The sequence below is a fragment of the Rhizobium altiplani genome (genome assembly GCF_001542405.1).
GTDB lineage: Bacteria > Pseudomonadota > Alphaproteobacteria > Rhizobiales > Rhizobiaceae > Rhizobium > Rhizobium altiplani.
The window spans coordinates 22,907-41,094 of sequence record NZ_LNCD01000145.1; the positions used below are offsets into that span (position 1 = coordinate 22,907).

The following is an 18,188-nucleotide window of genomic DNA, read 5'->3' on the forward strand; positions in this document are numbered from 1 at the left end:
GGGCGAAAGCAAGGGCAGGAGATAGTCTTGACGACAGTGATTGATGGCAAACAGGTCGCAGCTTCCGTAATCGAAACGGTGAAGGCGGCGACATCGGCGCTGGACAAGCAGAGCGGTGTCAAGACGGGTCTTGCGGTCGTGATCGTTGGCAATGACCCGGCCAGCCACGCCTACGTCAACTCCAAGAGCAAGATGGCGAAGGAATGCGGCTTCAAATCCGTCCAGCACACTTTGCCTGTCGAGACCACGCAGGATGAGTTGGCGGCACTCGTCGCGTCGCTGAACAACGACCCCTCGATCCACGGCATCCTTGTGCAACTGCCGCTGCCGAAGCATCTGAAATCCGAACCGATCATCCAATCGATCCTGCCGGAAAAGGATGTCGACGGTCTGCACGTCGTCAATGCCGGCAAGCTTGCAACCGGCGATCTTGTAACGGGCCTGGTATCCTGCACGCCAGCCGGCGCGATGGTCTTCGTGCGCCGCACGCACGGCGAAGATCTCTCGGGCCTGAATGCCGTCGTCATCGGCCGCTCGAACCTGTTCGGCAAGCCGATGGCGCAGTTGCTGCTGAACGCCAACGCGACGGTCACCATCGCTCACTCGCGCACCAAGGATCTGCCCGTTGTCTGCCGCAATGCGGATATTCTGGTTGCCGCCGTTGGCCGGCCGGAAATGGTCAAGAGTGATTGGGTGAAGCCCGGCGCCACGGTCATCGACGTCGGCATCAATCGCATTCCGGCTCCCGAGAAAGGTGAAGGCAAGACTCGTCTGGTCGGGGATGTCGCCTTTGAAGAGGCGGCAAGGGTCGCCGATGTCATTACGCCGGTTCCGGGTGGTGTGGGCCCGATGACCATTGCGATGCTGATGGCCAACACCGTCATTGCCGCCCATCGCACCGCCGGTCAGACACCGCCGACATTCTGATCCTGCCGTGGAGCAGGGCCCGTTGAGGCCCTGACGATCAGCTCGGTCTTCCAGAGCTCCTGCTCCGGGAAGGGCCCTTCCTGCTTGATCGTTCCGATGAGCCGTTGAGCGATGCGCACGCCTGCCGCCCGAAGCGAGGATCGTGTCGTCGTCAGCGGCACCGAGAAGTTCTCGGGCTTCAGATGTGGCAGGACGTCGTCATGCGCGATCAGCGAGATTTCCTCCCCGAGCTTCAGGCCGGCCTGGTTTACGGCGCGGATCGCGCCAAGCGCCAACACCGTACTGGAGCAGAGGATGGCCGTCGGCCGCTCCGGCATCTGCAGAAAGCGCTCCATTGCGGTCTGGCCAAGCTCGTCCGTCATTGATGTGTGGCTCATGTGATCGTCCGGAAGCGACAATCCCCGCTCGGAAAGTGCGGCAATCATTCCGTTCTTGCGACGGATCGCAAAGTCGAGATGCTCCGGCCCGTTGAGCAGGGCAAAGCGCGTATGGCCGAGCTGAAGCAGCAGGCGCGCGGCATCGTAGAAAGCGCCTTCATTGTCGATGTCGAGGTAGGGATAGTCCGGCTCGGAGCCGAAGGAGCGGCCATGCACGAGGAAGGGCATCGAAAGCGACTTCAGCATCGGTAGTCGCGGATCATGGCCGCGCATATAGGCGACGAACAGCGCATCGACATTGCCGCTGATCGCAAGCCGCCTCAGCGCGCCAACTTCGTCGTTGGGATCGGCCGGCATGATCACGAAATGAAAGTCGTGGCGCACGGCCTCCTCGCCGAGGCCCGTCAGGAATTCGCCGAAATGGACGTCCGAATAGTGGTCGGGAGCGGTTGGCATTACGAGGCCGATGGAACCGGCCTTGCCGGTCGCAAGCCGCTGGGCCGCCTTGTTCGGACGGTATCCGGTTTCCTTGACGGCCTGCAACACGCGCTCGCGCGTCGCCTCATTGACTTCGGGGTAGCCGTTCAATGCGCGGCTTACCGTCGTCTGCGACAGTCCAAGCAATTCCGATAGCTGTTTGAGATTCACGTGTTATGCTTCCTCCGCTCGCACTGGCCGCCAGCTCCCAATGGCATCCAAAGCGCTTTCAATTATGTAGCAGCTGCACCGCTTGACTCAAGCAAAATCGCGCCATATTCCCAAGGGTGTGGCGTCGGTACTTCGGGGATAACAGGGCCGCGTCTGCTGCCCTTTTCGCGAAATAGCTTGACTCTTTTCCATCGAAAGTGAAATGAGTGCATTTGTCAAAGCGCTTTGGAACGGCATCCAAATAGTTTCAAAAGTGCGGTTGGGATTGTGATGGGAGGTTGATCACATGAGAAAGACGTTTTTGATGGGCGTTGCCGCGGCGGCGCTTCTTGCTGCGGGTGCCGCGTCGGCTGCCGATCTGAAGTTTGCCCCCGGGCAGGATTCGAAGTTCAACTGGAAGAGCTACGACGACTTCAAGGCTGCCCATGCCGACCTGAAGGGCGAGCAGATGACCATCTTCGGGCCATGGCGCGGTGAAGACGAAGCCTTCTTCCGCAGCATTCTGGCCTATTTCACCGAAGCGACCGGCGTGGACGCCAAGTACTCGTCTTCGGAAAACTATGAACAGCAGATCGTCATCGACACGCAGGCTGGCTCGCCGCCGAACATCGCGATCCTGCCGCAGCCGGGCCTTCTCGCCGACCTCGCCGGCAAGGGCTTCCTGACGCCACTCGGCGATGAGACCTCCGCTTGGGTCAAGGAAAACTATGGCGCCGGCGACAGCTGGGTTGGCTATGGCACCTACAAGGGCAAGGACGGCAAGGAAGCCTTCTACGCCTTCCCATACAAGGCCGACGTGAAGTCGCTTGTCTGGTATGTGCCGGAGAATTTCAAGGAAGCAGGCTACAAGGTCCCGACGACCATGGAAGAGCTCCATGCCCTGACGGACCAGATCGTCAAGGACGGCGGCGTGCCGTGGTGCATCGGCCTCGGCTCCGGTGGTGCGACCGGCTGGCCGGCAACGGACTGGATCGAAGACATCATGCTGCGCCAGCAGAAGCCTGATGTTTACGACAAGTGGACGACCAACGAAGTGAAGTTCACCGATCCGGCCGTCGTTGCCGCGGTCGAGGAATTCGGCTCCTTCGCCAAGAACGAGAAGTATGTCAGCGGTGGCGTTGCAGCGGTAGCTGCGACCGACTTCCGCGACAGCCCGAAGGGTCTCTTCGGCGTGCCGCCGAAGTGCTATCTGCATCACCAGGCTTCATTCATTCCGTCCTTCTTCCCAGAAGGCACGAAGCTCGGTCAGGATGCCGACTTCTTCTATATGCCGACCTATGCGGCGCATGCCGATCTCGGCAAGCCGGTTCTGGGCGCTGGTACGCTCGTAACCGTCACGAAGGACTCCAAGGCCGCCCGGGCGTTCGTTGAATTCCTGAAGACACCGATCGCACACGAAGTCTGGATGGCGCAGTCCAGCTTCCTGACGCCGTACAAGGGCGTCAACACGGCAGCCTATGCAAACGATCAGATGAAGCGGGAAGGCGAGATCCTGACGACTGCGACGACTTTCCGCTTCGATGGTTCCGACCTGATGCCGGGCAAGATCGGCGCGGGCGCATTCTGGACAGGCATGGTCGATTTCGTTGGTGGCAAGTCTGCGGAAGACACCGCCAAGGAAATTCAGGGTGCCTGGGACGCGATCAAGTAACATCGCCTGAGTTCCATGCCGTCGGTTGCGGCGGCATGGTTGAAATACATGGCCGGATACTGGGAGTGTCCGGCCACTGTCGCCTGTCGCGTCGAGCGATGGCGGCGTGACGACATCGGCGCGCATACCCGTCAGGACAGACAGGGTAGCAGGGGGAGGGACGAATGCTGTCGCAGATAGTTTCCGCTTTGGGGGTCGTGGTCGTGGCGGTCTTCGCCTGCTCGGCCTATTTCTATTTTTCCAACAAGATCCTTGATTGGTCCCTGCCGGTGAAGGATGGTGACATCCATTCCGCAGCGCGCAACCTGAATCGCCGGGCGATGATCCGCCCGTGGCTGTTCATCGGGCCGGCCCTTCTCCTCCTTGTCGTCTACCTCGTTTATCCCGTGGTCGCGACGCTCATCCTGTCCTTCTATGATCGCTCCGGTGAGCAGTTTGTCGGCTTTGCGAACTATCAGTGGGCTTTCACCGACCGCGAATTCCGCCAGTCGATCTTCAACAACATCCTGTGGCTGGCGGTCGTGCCGGCGGCCTGCACCTTCTTCGGCCTCGTCATCGCCGTGATGACCGACCGCATCTGGTGGGGCAATATTGCCAAGAGCATCGTCTTCATGCCGATGGCGATCTCTTTCGTCGGCGCATCGGTTATCTGGAAGTTCATCTACGAATACCGCGGCGGCAACGATGTGCAGATCGGCCTCCTCAACGCGATCGTCCAGCTGTTCGGCGGGACGCCTCAGGTATGGATCTCGGTTCCCTTCTGGAACAACTTTTTCCTGATGATCATCCTCATCTGGATTCAGACCGGTTTTGCGATGGTAATCCTGTCCGCGGCGCTCCGCGGCATCCCTGAGGAAACCATTGAAGCCGCCGTCATCGATGGCGCAAACGGCTGGCAGATCTTCTGGCGCATCATGGTGCCGCAGGTCTGGGGTACGATCGCCGTTGTCTGGACCACGATTACCATTCTCGTGCTCAAGGTCTTCGACATCGTGCTGACCATGACCAACGGTCAATGGAATACGATGGTGCTCGCCAACCTGATGTTCAACTGGCTGTTCCGAGGCGGTGGTGACTCCGGCCGAAGTGCTGTTATCGCGCTGATCATCATGCTGGCCGTGACGCCGATCATGGTCTGGAACGTCCGTCGCGCCAATCGCGAGCTGGGAGGCCACTGAGATGACGCTTACCCGAGATTTCTTCAAGATCGGCCCCGCCCGTCTCTTTGTCCACTTTGCGGTCCTCGTGATCGTCGTTCTGTGGCTGATCCCGACGCTCGGTATCTTTGTCAGCGCGTTGCGCGACAAGGACCAGCTCGTCGTCTCCGGCTGGTGGACGGCCTTTGCGGGTTCGTCACGCACCGTTGCCGTGCGCCTTGGACAGCCCGACCAGCAGAAGCAGGAAGGCGCCATTTACGTCATTTCGGGCAATGTGCTGGAAGGACAGCAGGGGCGCTCCATCCGCGCTTTCGGCACGCGTGTCCAGCAGCCGTCCGCCTACAAGGCGGGCGAGACGGCTGATCTCGGCGACGGCGTGTCGCTCACCGTCGCAGCCGACGGCAACTATCGCTATATGAAGTATGCCGCCTTCGGACCGGATGACGGCGGCCGCCGTGTCTACATTTCCGTCGCCACGCCGCCGGAATTCACGCTGCAGAACTACAAGAACGTTCTGACCAGCGAGGGTATCGGGCAGTCCTTCATCAACTCGCTGACTGTCACCATCCCGGCGACGATCATCCCGATCCTGATCGCCGCCTTCGCGGCCTACGCGCTGAGCTGGATGGAGTTTCCGGGGCGCGCGTTGCTGATCGCGCTTGTTGTCGGCCTTATCGTCGTGCCGCTGCAGATGTCGCTCATTCCGCTTCTGCGACTTTACAACGGAATCGGCGCACTGCTCGACGCTCCGTCGAAGACCTATCCCGGCATCTGGTTCGCGCACACTGCCTTCGGCATGCCGCTCGCAATCTATCTGCTGCGCGCCTACATCGCCGGTCTCCCGAGGGAAATTATTGAGTCCGCCCGCGTCGACGGCGCCAGCGATTTTGAAATCTTTACCCGTATCGTACTGCCCTTGTCCTTCCCCGCGCTCGCATCCTTTGCGATCTTCCAGTTCCTGTGGGTGTGGAACGACCTGCTTGTCGCCATGGTCTTCCTCGGCACCGACAGGGACCACCTCGTGCTGACAGGCGCGCTGAACGCGCTGCTCGGGTCACGGGGTGGCAACTGGGAAATCCTGACGGCCTCGGCCTTCGTCACCATTGTCGTACCGCTGCTCGTGTTCTTCGGCTTGCAGCGCTATCTGGTGCGTGGTCTGCTCGCGGGCTCGGTCAAGGGCGGTTAGCAACCCAAGACGATCGAACAGGAAACATGAGCATGGCATCCCAATCCATTTTGACGGCCGACAAGGACTGGTGGCGCGGCGCGGTGATCTATCAGATCTATCCGCGCTCCTACCAGGACTCCAATGGCGACGGCATCGGCGATTTGAAGGGGATCACCGCCCGGCTGCCGCATGTCGCCGCCCTCGGCGCCGACGCGATCTGGATCTCGCCTTTCTTCACTTCGCCAATGCGCGATTTCGGCTACGATGTCTCCGACTACGAGAACGTCGATGCCATTTTCGGCACGCTGGTGGATTTCGACACGCTGATTTCAGAGGCCCATCGCCTCGGCATTCGCGTGATGATCGACCTCGTCATCTCGCACAGCTCGGACCAGCATCCCTGGTTCGTCGAGAGCCGATCCAGCAAGACCAACGCGAAGGCCGACTGGTATGTCTGGGCTGATGCCAAGCCTGATGGCACGCCGCCGAACAACTGGCTGTCGATTTTCGGCGGTTCCGCGTGGGCGTGGGATCCGACGCGCATGCAGTACTACATGCACAACTTCCTGACCTCGCAGCCGGACATGAACCTGCACAATCCCGAGGTTCAGGACCGGTTGCTTGATGTCGTCCGCTTCTGGCTGAAGCGCGGCGTCGATGGCTTCCGCCTCGATACGATCAACTTCTACTTCCACGACAGGGAACTGCGCGACAATCCGGCGCTCGCCCCCGAGCGCCGCAACGCCTCAACCGCTCCTGCGGTCAATCCCTATAACTTCCAGGAGCACCTTTACGACAAGAACCGGCCGGAGAACCTGGAGTTCCTGAAGCGGTTCCGCGCCGTGCTCGAGGAGTTTCCGGCGATTGCTGCCGTCGGCGAGGTGGGCGACAGTCAACGCGGTCTTGAGATCGTCGGCGAATACACGTCAGGCAATGACAAGATGCATATGTGCTATGCCTTCGAGTTCCTGGCGCCCGACCCCTTGTCGCCCGAACGCGTCGAGGAGGTGATGGAAGACTTCGCGGCCGCGGCACCCGATGGCTGGGCCTGCTGGGCGTTTTCCAACCACGATGTCATGCGCCATGTCAGCCGCTGGGGCTCGCTGGTCGCCGATCACGATGCATTCGCCAAGCAGTATGCGTCGCTCCTGATGACGATGCGCGGTTCCGTCTGCCTCTACCAGGGCGAGGAACTCGGCCTGACCGAGGCCGATCTCGCCTATCAGGACCTGCAGGATCCCTACGGCATCCAGTTCTGGCCGGAATTCAAGGGCCGTGATGGTTGCCGCACGCCGATGGTTTGGGATAGCCAGGTCGCCCAGGGCGGCTTCTCGACCGTCAAGCCGTGGCTGCCGGTTCCTGTCGAACACATCCTGCGCGCCGTCAGCGTCCAGCAGGGCGACGAGAACTCGGTCCTCGAGCACTATCGCCGCTTCCTCGCCTTCCGCAAGCTGCATCCGGCCTTTGCCAAGGGCGAGATCGAGTTCATGGAACCGCAGGAGGACGTGCTGATTTTCGTGCGCGAGTACGGCAACGAAAAGCTGCTTTGCGTCTTCAACATGTGCGCTACCGAAAGTGCCGTCGTTTTGCCTGCCGGTGACTGGCAGGCGTTGACGGGCCACGGCTTCGTCAGCAATAACTACGGTGAGAAGATCGATATTCCGGCATGGGGAGCGTACTTCGCTCGTCTCGCCTGACGACTTGAGGAGGAGGATTTAATGACTGGACTGACGCTCAAGGATATTCGCAAATCCTACGGTTCCGTGGACGTTCTCCACGGCATCGATCTGGAGATCAAGGAGGGCGAGTTCGTTGTGTTCGTCGGCCCTTCGGGCTGCGGAAAATCCACCCTGCTGCGCATGATTGCCGGCCTGGAGAACATTACCGGTGGCGACATGTATATCGATGGCCAGCTGGTCAACGATGTGCCGCCGTCGAAGCGCGGCATCGCCATGGTGTTCCAGTCCTATGCGCTCTATCCGCACATGACGGTCTACGACAACATGGCGTTCGGCATGAAGATCGCCGGCGAAAACAAGCAGGAGATCGATCGCCGTGTTCGTGCGGCGGCCGACAGTCTTCAACTCGGCAAATATCTCGATCGCCTGCCGAAAGCGCTCTCCGGTGGTCAGCGCCAGCGTGTTGCCATCGGCCGCGCCATTTGCCGCAATCCGAAGGTCTTCCTCTTCGACGAGCCGCTGTCGAACCTCGACGCAGCTCTTCGTGTCGCGACCCGCATCGAGATCGCCCGCCTGAGCGAGCAGATGGCCGGCACGACAATGATCTACGTCACGCACGACCAGGTCGAGGCGATGACACTTGCCGACCGCATCGTCGTTCTTTCCGCCGGCAACATCGAGCAGGTGGGCGCACCGCTGGAGCTCTACGAGCGTCCGGCCAATCTCTTCGTCGCCAAGTTCATCGGCTCTCCGGCCATGAACGTCATTCCGTCGACGATTACCGAGGCTGGCAACTCAACGACGGTGACGCTGACCGGCGGCAAGTCCGTAACGCTGGACATTCCGACGGCGGGCTCTGAGAAGGGCAAGACCGCGAGCTTCGGCGTTCGCCCCGAGGATCTACGCATCGCCGGTGCCGGCGACGACTACCTCTTCGAGGGCGAAGTCTCGATCGTCGAAGCGCTCGGCGAAGTGACACTGCTCTACATCGAGGGTCTCGTTCCGGGCGAGCCGATCATCGTCAAGCTGCCTGGCATTTACGATATCAAGAAGGGCCAGAAGATGCACTTCTCGGCCGACCGCTCCAAGCTGCATCTTTTCGATGCGGAAGGGCGCACATATCGTAAATAAAGTTGCCTCGTTGCGAACGAGAAAAATCAGGCCCGGGGACCGCGATGTGTTGCCCGGGCTTTGTTATGTATTTGATCGAAAACGGGTTTATTCTTGCAGGTTCGCTGCGGCGTTCAGTGTGTATAGCGTGCCGGATCGAAACTAATCTCACCTTCTGTTAAACATCGCCAGCTAGTATTTCCTCATTGAATATCGAAGGGAATACGGCGGTGGCAGCATCGAATCCAATGCCTTCCGGGCAGCACTTTCTAAATAAGGAGGAATCCTTCATGTACGACCGCGAAGTGCGGTTCAAAATGGAGGATACGATGAATGCCGCACGCATCGAATATACTGAGAAGGGCGTCATGCACATGGCGTCCCGGCGTTGCGATATCATTCGCATTTCGAAGAGCACGGCCGTCCTCGCGCTCCTCACCCAGTACGCCCTTCCGAAGCAGTTCTATCTCGATATCCCGGATGCACGCATCACCAAGATCGGCTGCATGCTAACGCGGGTGAATGCCAACAACACCATCGAAGTTCGTTTTCTGCGCATGCTAAATGATAAGGAACTCAACAAGATCTTCGTCTACAGCACACACCCGGCACACCGCGATCGCGTGCTCGACATCCGCGGCTGATTTCGCCAAGCATCAAAGGCAAAGCCCGCGAGTTTCCTCGCGGGCTTCGTTGTTTCTAGAGCGGGCTATTGCCTCAATGGAAGAGGACGCTGGCCCCGCGATCCGAAGGACCGACGGCGCGGCGGAAGGGCGAAAACAGCTCGCGGCCCATGCCGAATTCGTTCTCGGAAAGATCGGCAACCACGGACTCGCGTTCCGCCAGATCGGCAGCATCGACCAGTACCTCCAGCGTGCCGGCGATCGCGTCGAGGCGAATGATGTCGCCGTCCTTGATGCGAGCGATCGGACCACCATCGACAGCCTCCGGTGTCACGTGGATTGCAGCCGGAACCTTGCCCGAAGCGCCGGACATACGGCCGTCGGTCAGAAGTGCCACGCGGAAGCCGCGATCCTGCAGCACGCCGAGTGGCGGCGTCAGCTTGTGCAGTTCCGGCATGCCATTCGCCTTCGGTCCCTGGAAGCGAACGACGGCGATAAAGTCCTTGTTGAGCTTGCCTTCCTTGAAAGCGTCCTGCAGTTCCTGCTGGCTGTGGAAGACGATGGCCGGCGCTTCGATGACGTGGCGGTCCGGCTTGACTGCAGAGATCTTGATGACGGCCTTGCCGATATTGCCGCGAAGCATTTTCAGGCCGCCATTGGCCTGGAAGGGGGTTTCGATATTGGCAAGCACCTTCGGGTCGACACTCTTTTCCGGTGCCGGTTCGCGCACGATCGTGCCGTCGTCACCGAGGCGGGGATCGATCGTGTAAGCCTGCAGGCCATGGCCGAAGACCGTACGAACGTCGTCATGCACCATGCCGTGCTTGAGCAGCTCCTTGATAAGGAAGCCCATGCCGCCGGCGGCGTGGAAGTGGTTCACGTCGGCAAGGCCGTTCGGATAAACGCGCGCCAGCAGCGGCACGATCTCGGATAGCTCGGCAATATCCTGCCAGGTCAGCTGGATGCCTGCTGCCCGCGCCATGGCGACGAGGTGTAGCGTGTGGTTCGTCGAGCCGCCGGTCGCGTGCAGGCCGACGACGCCGTTGACGATAGAGCGCTCATCGATCATCTCGCCGGCCGGCGTGTATTCGTTGCCCTGGGCCGTAATCGTCAACGCACGCTTGGCAGCTTCGCGTGTGAAGGCTTCGCGCAGCGGAGTGCCTGGATTGATGAAGGAGGAGCCGGGCATATGGAAGCCCATAATCTCCATCAGCATCTGGTTCGAATTCGCCGTGCCGTAGAAGGTGCAGGTGCCCGGACCGTGGTAGGACTTCGACTCTGCTTCCAGCAGTTCGGCGCGGCCGACCTTGCCTTCGGCATAAAGCTGGCGCACGCGTGACTTCTCGTCGTTCGGCAGGCCCGACGTCATCGGACCGGCCGGCACGAAGATCGCCGGCAGATGCCCGAAGGAGAGGGCGGCGATGACAAGGCCGGGCACGATCTTGTCGCAGACGCCGAGGAAAAGCGCGGCATCGAACATGTTGTGGGAGAGGCCCACGCCGGCAGCCATGGCGATCAGGTCGCGCGAGAACAAGGAAAGCTCCATTCCCGGCTGCCCCTGGGTGACGCCATCGCACATGGCAGGAACACCGCCGGCGACCTGCGCGATGCCCCCGGCTTCCGCTGCCGCCTCGCGGATGATCGCCGGATAATGCTCGAAGGGCTGGTGCGCGGAGAGCATGTCGTTGTAGGAAGTGATGATGCCGAGGTTTGGCACGCGGTCGCCTGCAAGCGCGTCCTTCTCGGCGGGGGAACAGACCGCAAAGCCGTGCGCGAGGTTGGCGCAACCGAGAACCGAGCGGCTTACACCCTTGGAGGTCGCATTGCGCAGGCGCTCCAGATAAAGTCCGCGTGTCGGCTTCGATCGTTCGACGATGCGGGAGGTGATCGCAGAAATGCGTGCATTAGCGGACATGGGAGGTATCCTGCCTTGTTTGCTCTTCAGTTTTTCGTTCGCGGCTATCTGCCCGAAGGCTTATGGAGCCCAGTAGATTTCGACGGGGCTCGCCGCCCGCCGCAAAATGGCGCGGATCGGCATCTCTGCCTCGTCGCCGGCGCTCTGCGCTTTCGTCAGGACGTCCTTCTTGCTCTCGCCTTCGATGTGAAGCACGAGCAGCTTTGCATCCTGAAGGCTGGAGAAGGTGAAGGTGAGCCGCGGCTCGCCCGCGCCCTCCGCCTCCATGGTGATGATACCACGCGGCGTGTTGGGATCGAGCGCGACCTTCAGATTGCTGCCGCGCGGAAAGAACGAGGCGGTATGGCCGTCGCCGCCCATTCCGAGGATCGCCACATCGAAGGGATTGCCGATCCTGGCCGTCGCGCTTGTCGCAAGCCTCGCAGCCTCCTCGACCGAGCCTGCTGCCTGGTAGAGCGGCAGGAAGTTTGCAGCCTCCGCCTTGTTCCGCAGGAGGTTTTCGGCCACCAGCAGATGGTTCGAGCGCGGATTGTTCGCCGCTACGAAGCGTTCGTCGACGAGTGTGATGGTCACTTTGGTCCAGTCGAGATCGCGGGCCGAAAGCTCTTGGAAAAACAGTTTCGGCGTCGAGCCGCCGGAAACGGCAAAGGTTGCCGCTCCCCGTGCGTCGATTGCCGCGGAAAGCGACGCAGCGACTTTGTCGGCAAGGTTGCGAGCCAGTTCCGCGCCATTGGCAAAAGCATGCATCGTCGCTGCCATCGTTCTTTATCCTACAGGTTGTCGTGCCAGGTGCGGCCGTCACGCTCGATGAGCGCGATCGACTGGCTGGGGCCCCAGGTGCCGGCGGTGTATCCCTGAACCTTCTGGCCGGTCGAATCCCAACCCTTCAAGATCGGGTCGACCCACTGCCATGCGGCCTCGACTTCGTCGCGGCGCATGAACAGCGTCTGGTTTGAACGAATGACGTCCATCAGCAGCCGTTCATAGGCGTCCGGATTGCGGACCTGGAAAGCGTCGGCAAAGCTCATGTCGAGCGAGACGTTGCGGAGGCGCATGCCGCCCGGGCCCGGATCCTTGATCATCAGCGACTGCTTGACGCCTTCATCAGGCTGCAGGCGAATGATGAGCTGGTTCTGGTTGATACGGCCGGCGGACTGGTCGAAGACCGAGTGCGGGATCGACTTGAAGGTGATGACGATTTCCGACATGCGGCCGGCAAGACGCTTGCCGGTACGGATGTAGAAGGGAACGCCAGCCCAGCGCCAGTTGCCGATTTCGGCCTTGATGGCAACGAAGGTTTCGGTGTTCGAAACGCCGCCTTCGAGCTCCTCAAGGTAACCCTTGACCGGACCGCTGCTGGAAGCGCCGGCGCGATACTGGCCGCGAACGGTATTGGTCTCGACGTTCGATGCATTGATCGGCTTCAATGCGCGCAGCACCTTCAGCTTCTCGTCGCGGACGGCCTCGGAGTCCATCGAGGAGGGGACCTCCATCGCGACCAGGCAGACGAGCTGCATGATGTGGTTCTGCACCATGTCGCGCAGCGCGCCAGCGGTGTCATAATATCCGGCGCGGCCTTCGAGGCCGACCGACTCGGCAACCGTGATCTGCACGTGGTCGATATGGTTGGCGTTCCACAGCGGCTCATAGAGCGCATTGGCAAAGCGCAACGCCATCAGGTTCTGCACCGTTTCCTTGCCGAGATAGTGGTCGATGCGGAAGATCTGCTCTTCCTTGAAGACCTTGCCGATCGTGTCGTTCAGCTGCAGGGCGGAAGCAAGGTCGCGGCCGATCGGCTTTTCAACGACAATGCGCGTCGACTTGGTGATCAGCTTGTGGTCATGAATTTTCTGCGAGATGTCGCCGAAGATGCCCGGAGCAACGGCGAGGTAGAAGGCGCGCACGCGATCCTTGCCTTCGTCCAGAAGCTTCTTGAGCTGATCCCAGCCGGCATCCGAACGCGCATCCACCGGCACGTAGTACAGGCGCTGCAGGAACTTCGTAACCTCGGCCTCGTTGTATTCGCCCTTCTTGAGGTGCTCCTTCAGGGCGTCCTGGGCAAACTTGCGATATTCCTCGTTCGTCAGCGGGCTACGCGACGCGCCGATGATACGGGTCGGTTCGGAGAACTGCCCCTCGATCTGACGATGGTAAAGGGCAGGCAGCAACTTGCGTTCCGCAAGGTCGCCGCTGCCACCGAAAACGACATAATCAAAGGGTTCAACGGGGATGGTTTGGCTGCTCATGAGGATGTCTCTCAATCAGACGGGTTATTGGCTCTTTAATCTAATCGATTTAAAAAAGCCAGTGTGCGATGCAATGAATCTCTCGGAAAGAGGTTTTAGATCGAATTGCCGCGCGATGAAATCCGCAATCTGACTAAAACTTGTCGCGCAGTGCAAACCAGGAGAGCGCCAGGAAAAGCAGCGGCGCGCGCATGGCCGCACCCCCGGGAAAGGCCGGAATATCGAGCGACTTGAAAAGATCGAGATCCGCCGATTTTCCCAGAACCGCTTCGGCATAGAGCTTTCCGCAGTAATTGGCGAGCATGACACCATGACCGGAATAGCCGCCGATCGACGTCACGCCAGGCATGACCTCGCGCACAAAAGGCTGACGCGGCATGGTGATGCCGACCGAACCGCCCCAGGCATGCGTGATCTCGATGTCCCGAAGCGCCGGGTAAATCTCGGCGATCTGCCGGCGGATGTGCTGCGTTATGTCGCGCGGATTGTCGGCCGTATAGGCTTCGCGCCCGCCGAAGAGCAATCGTCCGTCCTTGGACTTGCGGAAGTAGCGCACGACAAAGCGCGAGTCGGCCACGGACTCGCCGCCCGGCAGCACCTGCGGATGCGCGTCGAGCGGCACCGTGGCGCCAATGAAGGAGCGGATAGGCATCACGTGACTTGCCGTCACCGGCTCGAGATTGCCGATATAGCCGTTGCAGGCGATCAGCGCCCTGTCGGCAGTGATCGTGCCCCTTGGCGTCTCGATCAACACCTTGCTGCTGCCATGAAGGATCGCCGAGGCCTTGGTCATCTCGAAGATCTGCGCGCCGGCATTGGCGGCAACCCGGGCAAGGCCGGTCAGCAGCTTCAGCGGATGGATGTGGCCCGTCCCAATGTCGCGAACGCCGCAGTGGTAGCGCGTCGAGCCGAGCCGTTCCTGCGTTTCGGCTTTGTCCATGAAGCGCACATGCGGATAGTTGTAGCGCATCGCCGCGATCTCGGCGTTTTCGTAGTAGTCGGCCCTGTAGCTCGGCTTGTGTGCAACGTTCATCTGCCCCGGCATGTAGTCCATGTCGATCTGATAGTCGGTCGCGAAATCCATGAGATGGTGCTTGGCCGCCTCGGCGAGATCGAACAGCGCGCGCGAACGCTCGTAGCCGATCTTTTCCTCAAGCTCTTCCGGCCACCAGCGTTGCCCGGTGCCGAGCTGGCCGCCGTTGCGCCCCGAGGCGCCGTCGCCGAACCGGCACGCCTCGATGAGAACCACCGAGACGCCGGATTTGGCGAGATTGTAGGCGGCCTGAAGGCCGGTGTAGCCGCCGCCGACGATTGCGACGTCGCATGTCTTCGAGCCGTCCATTTCCGGGTAGGTCGGCCGCTCGCCTGATGTTGCCTGATACCAGGAAATGCCGGGCGCAATCGGGCTCTGCCATCTCTCCTGCGATGTCATGATGAAGCCCTCCCTAAACATTCAGCAGAAGGAATTCGCGCTCCCAGGGGCTGATCACCTGCATGAAAGTTTCGAATTCTCCGCGCTTCACACCGGCGTAGATGCCGAGGAACTCCTTGCCGAACACTTCCTCGAAGGCTTCCTCGTCTTCCATCAACGCGACTGCTTCCAGAAGGCCGCGTGGCAGTTCGATCGAGCCCTCGTTTGCCGTATCCTCTGTTGGTGCTGTCGGCTCGATGCCCTTCATGATGCCGAGCAGGCCCGATGCGAGCGAGGCGGCGAGCGCAAGGTAAGGGTTGGCATCCGAACTCGGCAGGCGGTTTTCGACGCGCCGTGCCTGCGGATCGGATACCGGGACGCGGAACGCCGTCGTGCGGTTGTCATAACCCCAGGCATTGTTGACGGGCGCCGACATGTCAGGCGTCAGCCGCCGATAGGAGTTCACATAGGGCGCCAGCATCACCATGGAACTCGGCACGTATTTCTGCAGGCCGCCGATGAAATGGAAGAACTCACGAGAGGCGGAACCATCAGGGTTGGAGAAGATGTTCTTGCCGGTTTCCTGGTTCACGACCGACTGGTGGATGTGCATCGCCGAGCCCGGCTGTCCCTGCATCGGCTTGGCCATGAAGGTGGCATAGATGCCGTGCTTCATCGCCGCTTCGCGGATCGTGCGCTTGAACAGGAACACTTGGTCGGCAAGTTCGATCGGATTGCCGTGGCGCAGGTTGATTTCCAGCTGCGCCGGGCCTTCTTCGTGGATCAGCGTATCGATCTCGAGACCCTGCTTTTCTGAGAAATGGTAGATGTCGTCGATCAGTTCGTCGAATTCGTTGATGCCGGCGATCGAATAGCCCTGACCCCCGAGGATCGAACGGCCGGAGCGGCCCTTCGGCGGATGCAGCGGATAATCCGGGTCATCATTCTTCGCCACGAGGTAGAACTCGATCTCGGGCGCCACGATCGGCTTCCAGCCGCGATCGCCATAGAGTTTCAGCACGCGCTTCAGAACGTTTCGCGGCGTGTAGGGGACCTCTTCCCCATCCACGCTAACGATATCACAGATCACCTGCGCCGTCGGGTCGGTCTCCCAGGGGACGACCGAAAGCGTCGAAAGGTCAGGCACCAGCTTCAGGTCGCTGTCGCGCGGCTCGTAGCGGAAGCTTTCCGTCTCGTCCGGATATTCGCCGGAGATGGTGTGACGGTAGATCGCCGAAGGCAGCGCAAGCGAGGTGTTTGACGTGAACTTGGAACTCGGCATCATCTTGCCGCGCGGCACGCCGGCAAGATCCGGCGTAATGCATTCGATGTCTTCAATGCCGCGCGCCCGCAAGAACTGCGCTGCTTCCTTCCAGTTTTCCACGCCGCGCTGATGTCCGGGGTCCGGGGGTGTCTTCTTCGAGGCAGGTACGTTTCTGGCAGGCTTCAGCGTCGTCTTTTTTGGGGACATGACACACCGGTTTGCGTTGATCGTGACGGCATCATAGCTGGAGTTTGGCAATTGGCGAGGGGGAGGCACGTTGACTTTCGCCTCTTGATGGAAAAAGAAGATGCCTTTCGACAAGGGAAGTGGTTTTGCAGCGAAAAAGCGATGTGATCGTCATCGGCGCGGGCGCAGCCGGCATGATGTGCGCCATTCGCGCCGCTCAGCGCGGCCGCTCGGTCATCGTTCTCGACCATGCGAAATCGCCGGGCGAAAAGATCCGCATCTCCGGGGGGGGGGCGCTGCAATTTCACCAACATTCACGCCGGCCCGAAGAGCTTCCTCTCCGCCAATCCGCATTTCTGCAAGTCGGCGCTGGCGCGCTTCACGCCTTCGGATTTTATTGCCATGGTCGATCGTCATCGGATTGCCTGGCGCGAGAAGACGCTTGGGCAGCTGTTTTGCGACGACAGCGCCAAGGACATCATCCGCATGCTCCTCGATGAGATGCAGGCTGCCGGAGCGGCGTTGCATCTGCGCACCGAGATCGCGGACGTGGAAAAGAGCGGCGAAGGCTTCCGCATCTTGACGTCGGAGGGGGCATATGAATGTCGCTCGCTGGTGATCGCGAGCGGCGGCAAGTCTATCCCGAAAATGGGTGCCACGGGCTTTGCCTATCGCATTGCTGAGCAGTTCGGCCTTCCCATGGTGGAGACGCGGCCTGGACTTGTGCCGCTGACCCTGGATCAGGCGACGCTCGAAAGCCTTTCCGACCTGTCGGGCATATCGGCGCCAGCCGAAATCCGTCACGGCAAGACAGCATTCCGCGAAGCCCTGCTGTTCACCCATCGCGGCCTCAGCGGCCCTGCGATCCTGCAAATCTCCTCCTACTGGCGCGAGGGCGAGGACATCACCGTCGACATCGAGCCCGATGTCGATCTGTTCGAACATCTGAAGGCGGCGAAAAGGGTGAATGGCCGGCAGTCCGCTCAGACGGCGCTGGCCGAGATACTCCCGAAGCGGCTGGCGCAATATCTGGCCGACCGAGAAGGCATCGTCGGCCATATGGCCGATCTTTCCGACAAGGTCCTGGCGCGTTTGGCCGAAGCGGTACAAAGCTGGAAAATCAAGCCGTCCGGCTCTGAGGGCTACAGGACTGCCGAAGTGACGCTCGGCGGCATCGATACGACGGGGCTCGACTCCCGTACCATGGCGGTGAAGAGTATTCCGGGCCTCTATTTCATCGGTGAATGTGTCGACGTGACCGGCTGGCTCGGCGGCTATAACTTCCAGTGGGCCTGGGCTTCGGGCTTCGTCGCCGGTGAATCTTTATAGGCGCGAAACTATCTGCTCGATTCAAGAGTTCTTAAGAAGGGTGCGCCATCCTGCCTCATGACGGAATGGAAAAGCACTTCCTAAATAGAGCTTTACCAACAGGTCGTTTTGTTGGATTGTTGTGTCAGAAATGAAGTGAGGTTCTGCAAAATGAACAGGAACGCACGACGCGCCCGCGCCATTGCAATCGCTCAAGCCAAGCCCGACAACAAGCTCGTTGCCGCACGCTACTTCGTCCTCTCTGCCAGTGCATTGGCCGCCGTGGCCGCTCTCCTCCTCGCACGTTGCTTCTGACACTCCCGATCTCGGATCTGTGAGCACCGGCCGCATTCGGGCCGCCGGCCATATCTGGGCCAAATCGATTTGACCACCGCTAAAATCGATTTGATTGCGGCTATCCGTAATTTCCGCTTATCCGAAAATTAAGACATCCTCTGCAAAACTTGCTCGATGATTTTTTGGGCGCTTCCGCGTTGGCGTGAGGCGAACCGGCAATG

Annotated in this window: 15 protein-coding genes and 1 pseudogene; 10 read left to right on the forward strand and 6 right to left on the reverse strand. The window is 60.5% G+C overall.

The features are described from left to right. Positions 1-27 precede the first annotated feature (27 nt). Complete coding sequence (gene folD / locus AS026_RS36670; protein WP_025659516.1) at positions 28-927, forward strand: bifunctional methylenetetrahydrofolate dehydrogenase/methenyltetrahydrofolate cyclohydrolase FolD; 900 nt, start codon at positions 28-30, stop codon at positions 925-927. Here the strand turns inward: folD and AS026_RS36675 are convergent. Next, a complete protein-coding gene (locus AS026_RS36675) occupies positions 906-1,952 on the reverse strand; it encodes a LacI family DNA-binding transcriptional regulator (protein WP_062375895.1) in 1,047 nt (348 codons plus the stop codon). The two genes, folD and AS026_RS36675, sit on opposite strands and share 22 nt — an antisense overlap. A 286-nt stretch (positions 1,953-2,238) precedes the next feature. Between AS026_RS36675 and AS026_RS36680 the strand changes: the two genes are divergently transcribed. The 6 genes from AS026_RS36680 to AS026_RS36705 all read left to right on the forward strand — a co-directional run bounded on the left by AS026_RS36680 (position 2,239) and on the right by AS026_RS36705 (position 9,361). Further along, positions 2,239-3,603 carry an ABC transporter substrate-binding protein gene (locus AS026_RS36680; RefSeq protein WP_025659514.1) on the forward strand — a complete coding sequence of 455 codons (1,365 nt, stop codon included), beginning with the start codon at positions 2,239-2,241 and terminating at the stop codon, positions 3,601-3,603. Positions 3,604-3,767: 164 nt separating this feature from the next. Further along, entirely contained in the window at positions 3,768-4,781 is a 1,014-nt protein-coding gene (locus AS026_RS36685) for a carbohydrate ABC transporter permease (protein WP_018856820.1), read from the forward strand. Position 4,782: 1 nt separating this feature from the next. Then, entirely contained in the window at positions 4,783-5,946 is a 1,164-nt protein-coding gene (locus tag AS026_RS36690; RefSeq protein ID WP_018856821.1) for a carbohydrate ABC transporter permease, read from the forward strand. Between the two features lie 26 nt (positions 5,947-5,972). Further along, positions 5,973-7,625: a beta-galactosidase BglA gene (gene bglA, locus AS026_RS36695; RefSeq protein ID WP_062375898.1), complete on the forward strand. Its 1,653-nt coding sequence runs from the start codon at positions 5,973-5,975 to the stop codon at positions 7,623-7,625. Positions 7,626-7,646: 21 nt separating this feature from the next. Then, entirely contained in the window at positions 7,647-8,738 is a 1,092-nt protein-coding gene (locus tag AS026_RS36700) for an ABC transporter ATP-binding protein (RefSeq protein ID WP_018856823.1), read from the forward strand. Between the two features lie 269 nt (positions 8,739-9,007). Next, a complete protein-coding gene (locus AS026_RS36705; protein WP_018856824.1) occupies positions 9,008-9,361 on the forward strand; it encodes a hypothetical protein in 354 nt (117 codons plus the stop codon). A 73-nt stretch (positions 9,362-9,434) separates the two neighbouring features. On the opposite strand, the gene edd is transcribed toward AS026_RS36705, so the two are convergent. From edd to AS026_RS36730, 5 genes are all read right to left on the reverse strand, one after another. Beyond that, the gene (gene edd, locus AS026_RS36710; RefSeq protein ID WP_062375902.1) at positions 9,435-11,255 is read right to left on the reverse strand and encodes a phosphogluconate dehydratase; all 1,821 of its coding nucleotides are present in this window, start codon (positions 11,253-11,255) and stop codon (positions 9,435-9,437) included. 60 nt (positions 11,256-11,315) lie between these two features. Further along, complete coding sequence (pgl, locus tag AS026_RS36715; protein ID WP_062375907.1) at positions 11,316-12,014, reverse strand: 6-phosphogluconolactonase; 699 nt, start codon at positions 12,012-12,014, stop codon at positions 11,316-11,318. An 11-nt stretch (positions 12,015-12,025) separates the two neighbouring features. Continuing rightward, complete coding sequence (gene zwf, locus AS026_RS36720; RefSeq protein ID WP_062375911.1) at positions 12,026-13,501, reverse strand: glucose-6-phosphate dehydrogenase; 1,476 nt, start codon at positions 13,499-13,501, stop codon at positions 12,026-12,028. Between the two features lie 133 nt (positions 13,502-13,634). Continuing rightward, positions 13,635-14,933 carry an NAD(P)/FAD-dependent oxidoreductase gene (locus tag AS026_RS36725; protein WP_062375914.1) on the reverse strand — a complete coding sequence of 433 codons (1,299 nt, stop codon included), beginning with the start codon at positions 14,931-14,933 and terminating at the stop codon, positions 13,635-13,637. Positions 14,934-14,946: 13 nt separating this feature from the next. After that, a complete protein-coding gene (locus AS026_RS36730) occupies positions 14,947-16,383 on the reverse strand; it encodes a glutamine synthetase family protein (protein ID WP_025659508.1) in 1,437 nt (478 codons plus the stop codon). Between the two features lie 176 nt (positions 16,384-16,559). Here AS026_RS36730 and AS026_RS44725 point away from each other — a divergent pair. The 3 genes and pseudogenes from AS026_RS44725 to AS026_RS42560 all read left to right on the forward strand — a co-directional run. Next, positions 16,560-16,703 (forward strand): annotated as a pseudogene (locus AS026_RS44725) (aminoacetone oxidase family FAD-binding enzyme); the annotation flags it as partial. Beyond that, positions 16,675-17,691, forward strand: coding sequence for a BaiN/RdsA family NAD(P)/FAD-dependent oxidoreductase (locus AS026_RS36735; RefSeq protein ID WP_425349848.1), 1,017 nt, complete (start codon positions 16,675-16,677; stop codon positions 17,689-17,691). The pseudogene AS026_RS44725 and the gene AS026_RS36735, both read left to right, overlap by 29 nt. A 150-nt stretch (positions 17,692-17,841) precedes the next feature. Continuing rightward, a complete protein-coding gene (locus tag AS026_RS42560; protein ID WP_167354931.1) occupies positions 17,842-17,985 on the forward strand; it encodes a hypothetical protein in 144 nt (47 codons plus the stop codon). Positions 17,986-18,188: the final 203 nt, after the last annotated feature.

Bases quoted from the DNA above. Each gene is read 5' to 3' on its own strand.
- AS026_RS36685 (WP_018856820.1), top strand. From the start codon at position 3,768: ATGCTGTCGCAGATAGTTTCCGCTTTGGGGGTCGTGGTCGTGGCGGTC.
- AS026_RS42560 (WP_167354931.1), top strand. From the start codon at position 17,842: ATGAACAGGAACGCACGACGCGCCCGCGCCATTGCAATCGCTCAAGCC.
- AS026_RS36690 (WP_018856821.1), top strand. From the start codon at position 4,783: ATGACGCTTACCCGAGATTTCTTCAAGATCGGCCCCGCCCGTCTCTTT.
- bglA (WP_062375898.1), top strand. From the start codon at position 5,973: ATGAGCATGGCATCCCAATCCATTTTGACGGCCGACAAGGACTGGTGG.
- pgl (WP_062375907.1), bottom strand. From the start codon at position 12,014: ATGGCAGCGACGATGCATGCTTTTGCCAATGGCGCGGAACTGGCTCGC.
- AS026_RS36680 (WP_025659514.1), top strand. From the start codon at position 2,239: ATGAGAAAGACGTTTTTGATGGGCGTTGCCGCGGCGGCGCTTCTTGCT.
- zwf (WP_062375911.1), bottom strand. From the start codon at position 13,501: ATGAGCAGCCAAACCATCCCCGTTGAACCCTTTGATTATGTCGTTTTC.
- AS026_RS36725 (WP_062375914.1), bottom strand. From the start codon at position 14,933: ATGACATCGCAGGAGAGATGGCAGAGCCCGATTGCGCCCGGCATTTCC.
- AS026_RS36705 (WP_018856824.1), top strand. From the start codon at position 9,008: ATGTACGACCGCGAAGTGCGGTTCAAAATGGAGGATACGATGAATGCC.
- AS026_RS36700 (WP_018856823.1), top strand. From the start codon at position 7,647: ATGACTGGACTGACGCTCAAGGATATTCGCAAATCCTACGGTTCCGTG.
- edd (WP_062375902.1), bottom strand. From the start codon at position 11,255: ATGTCCGCTAATGCACGCATTTCTGCGATCACCTCCCGCATCGTCGAA.
- AS026_RS36730 (WP_025659508.1), bottom strand. From the start codon at position 16,383: ATGTCCCCAAAAAAGACGACGCTGAAGCCTGCCAGAAACGTACCTGCC.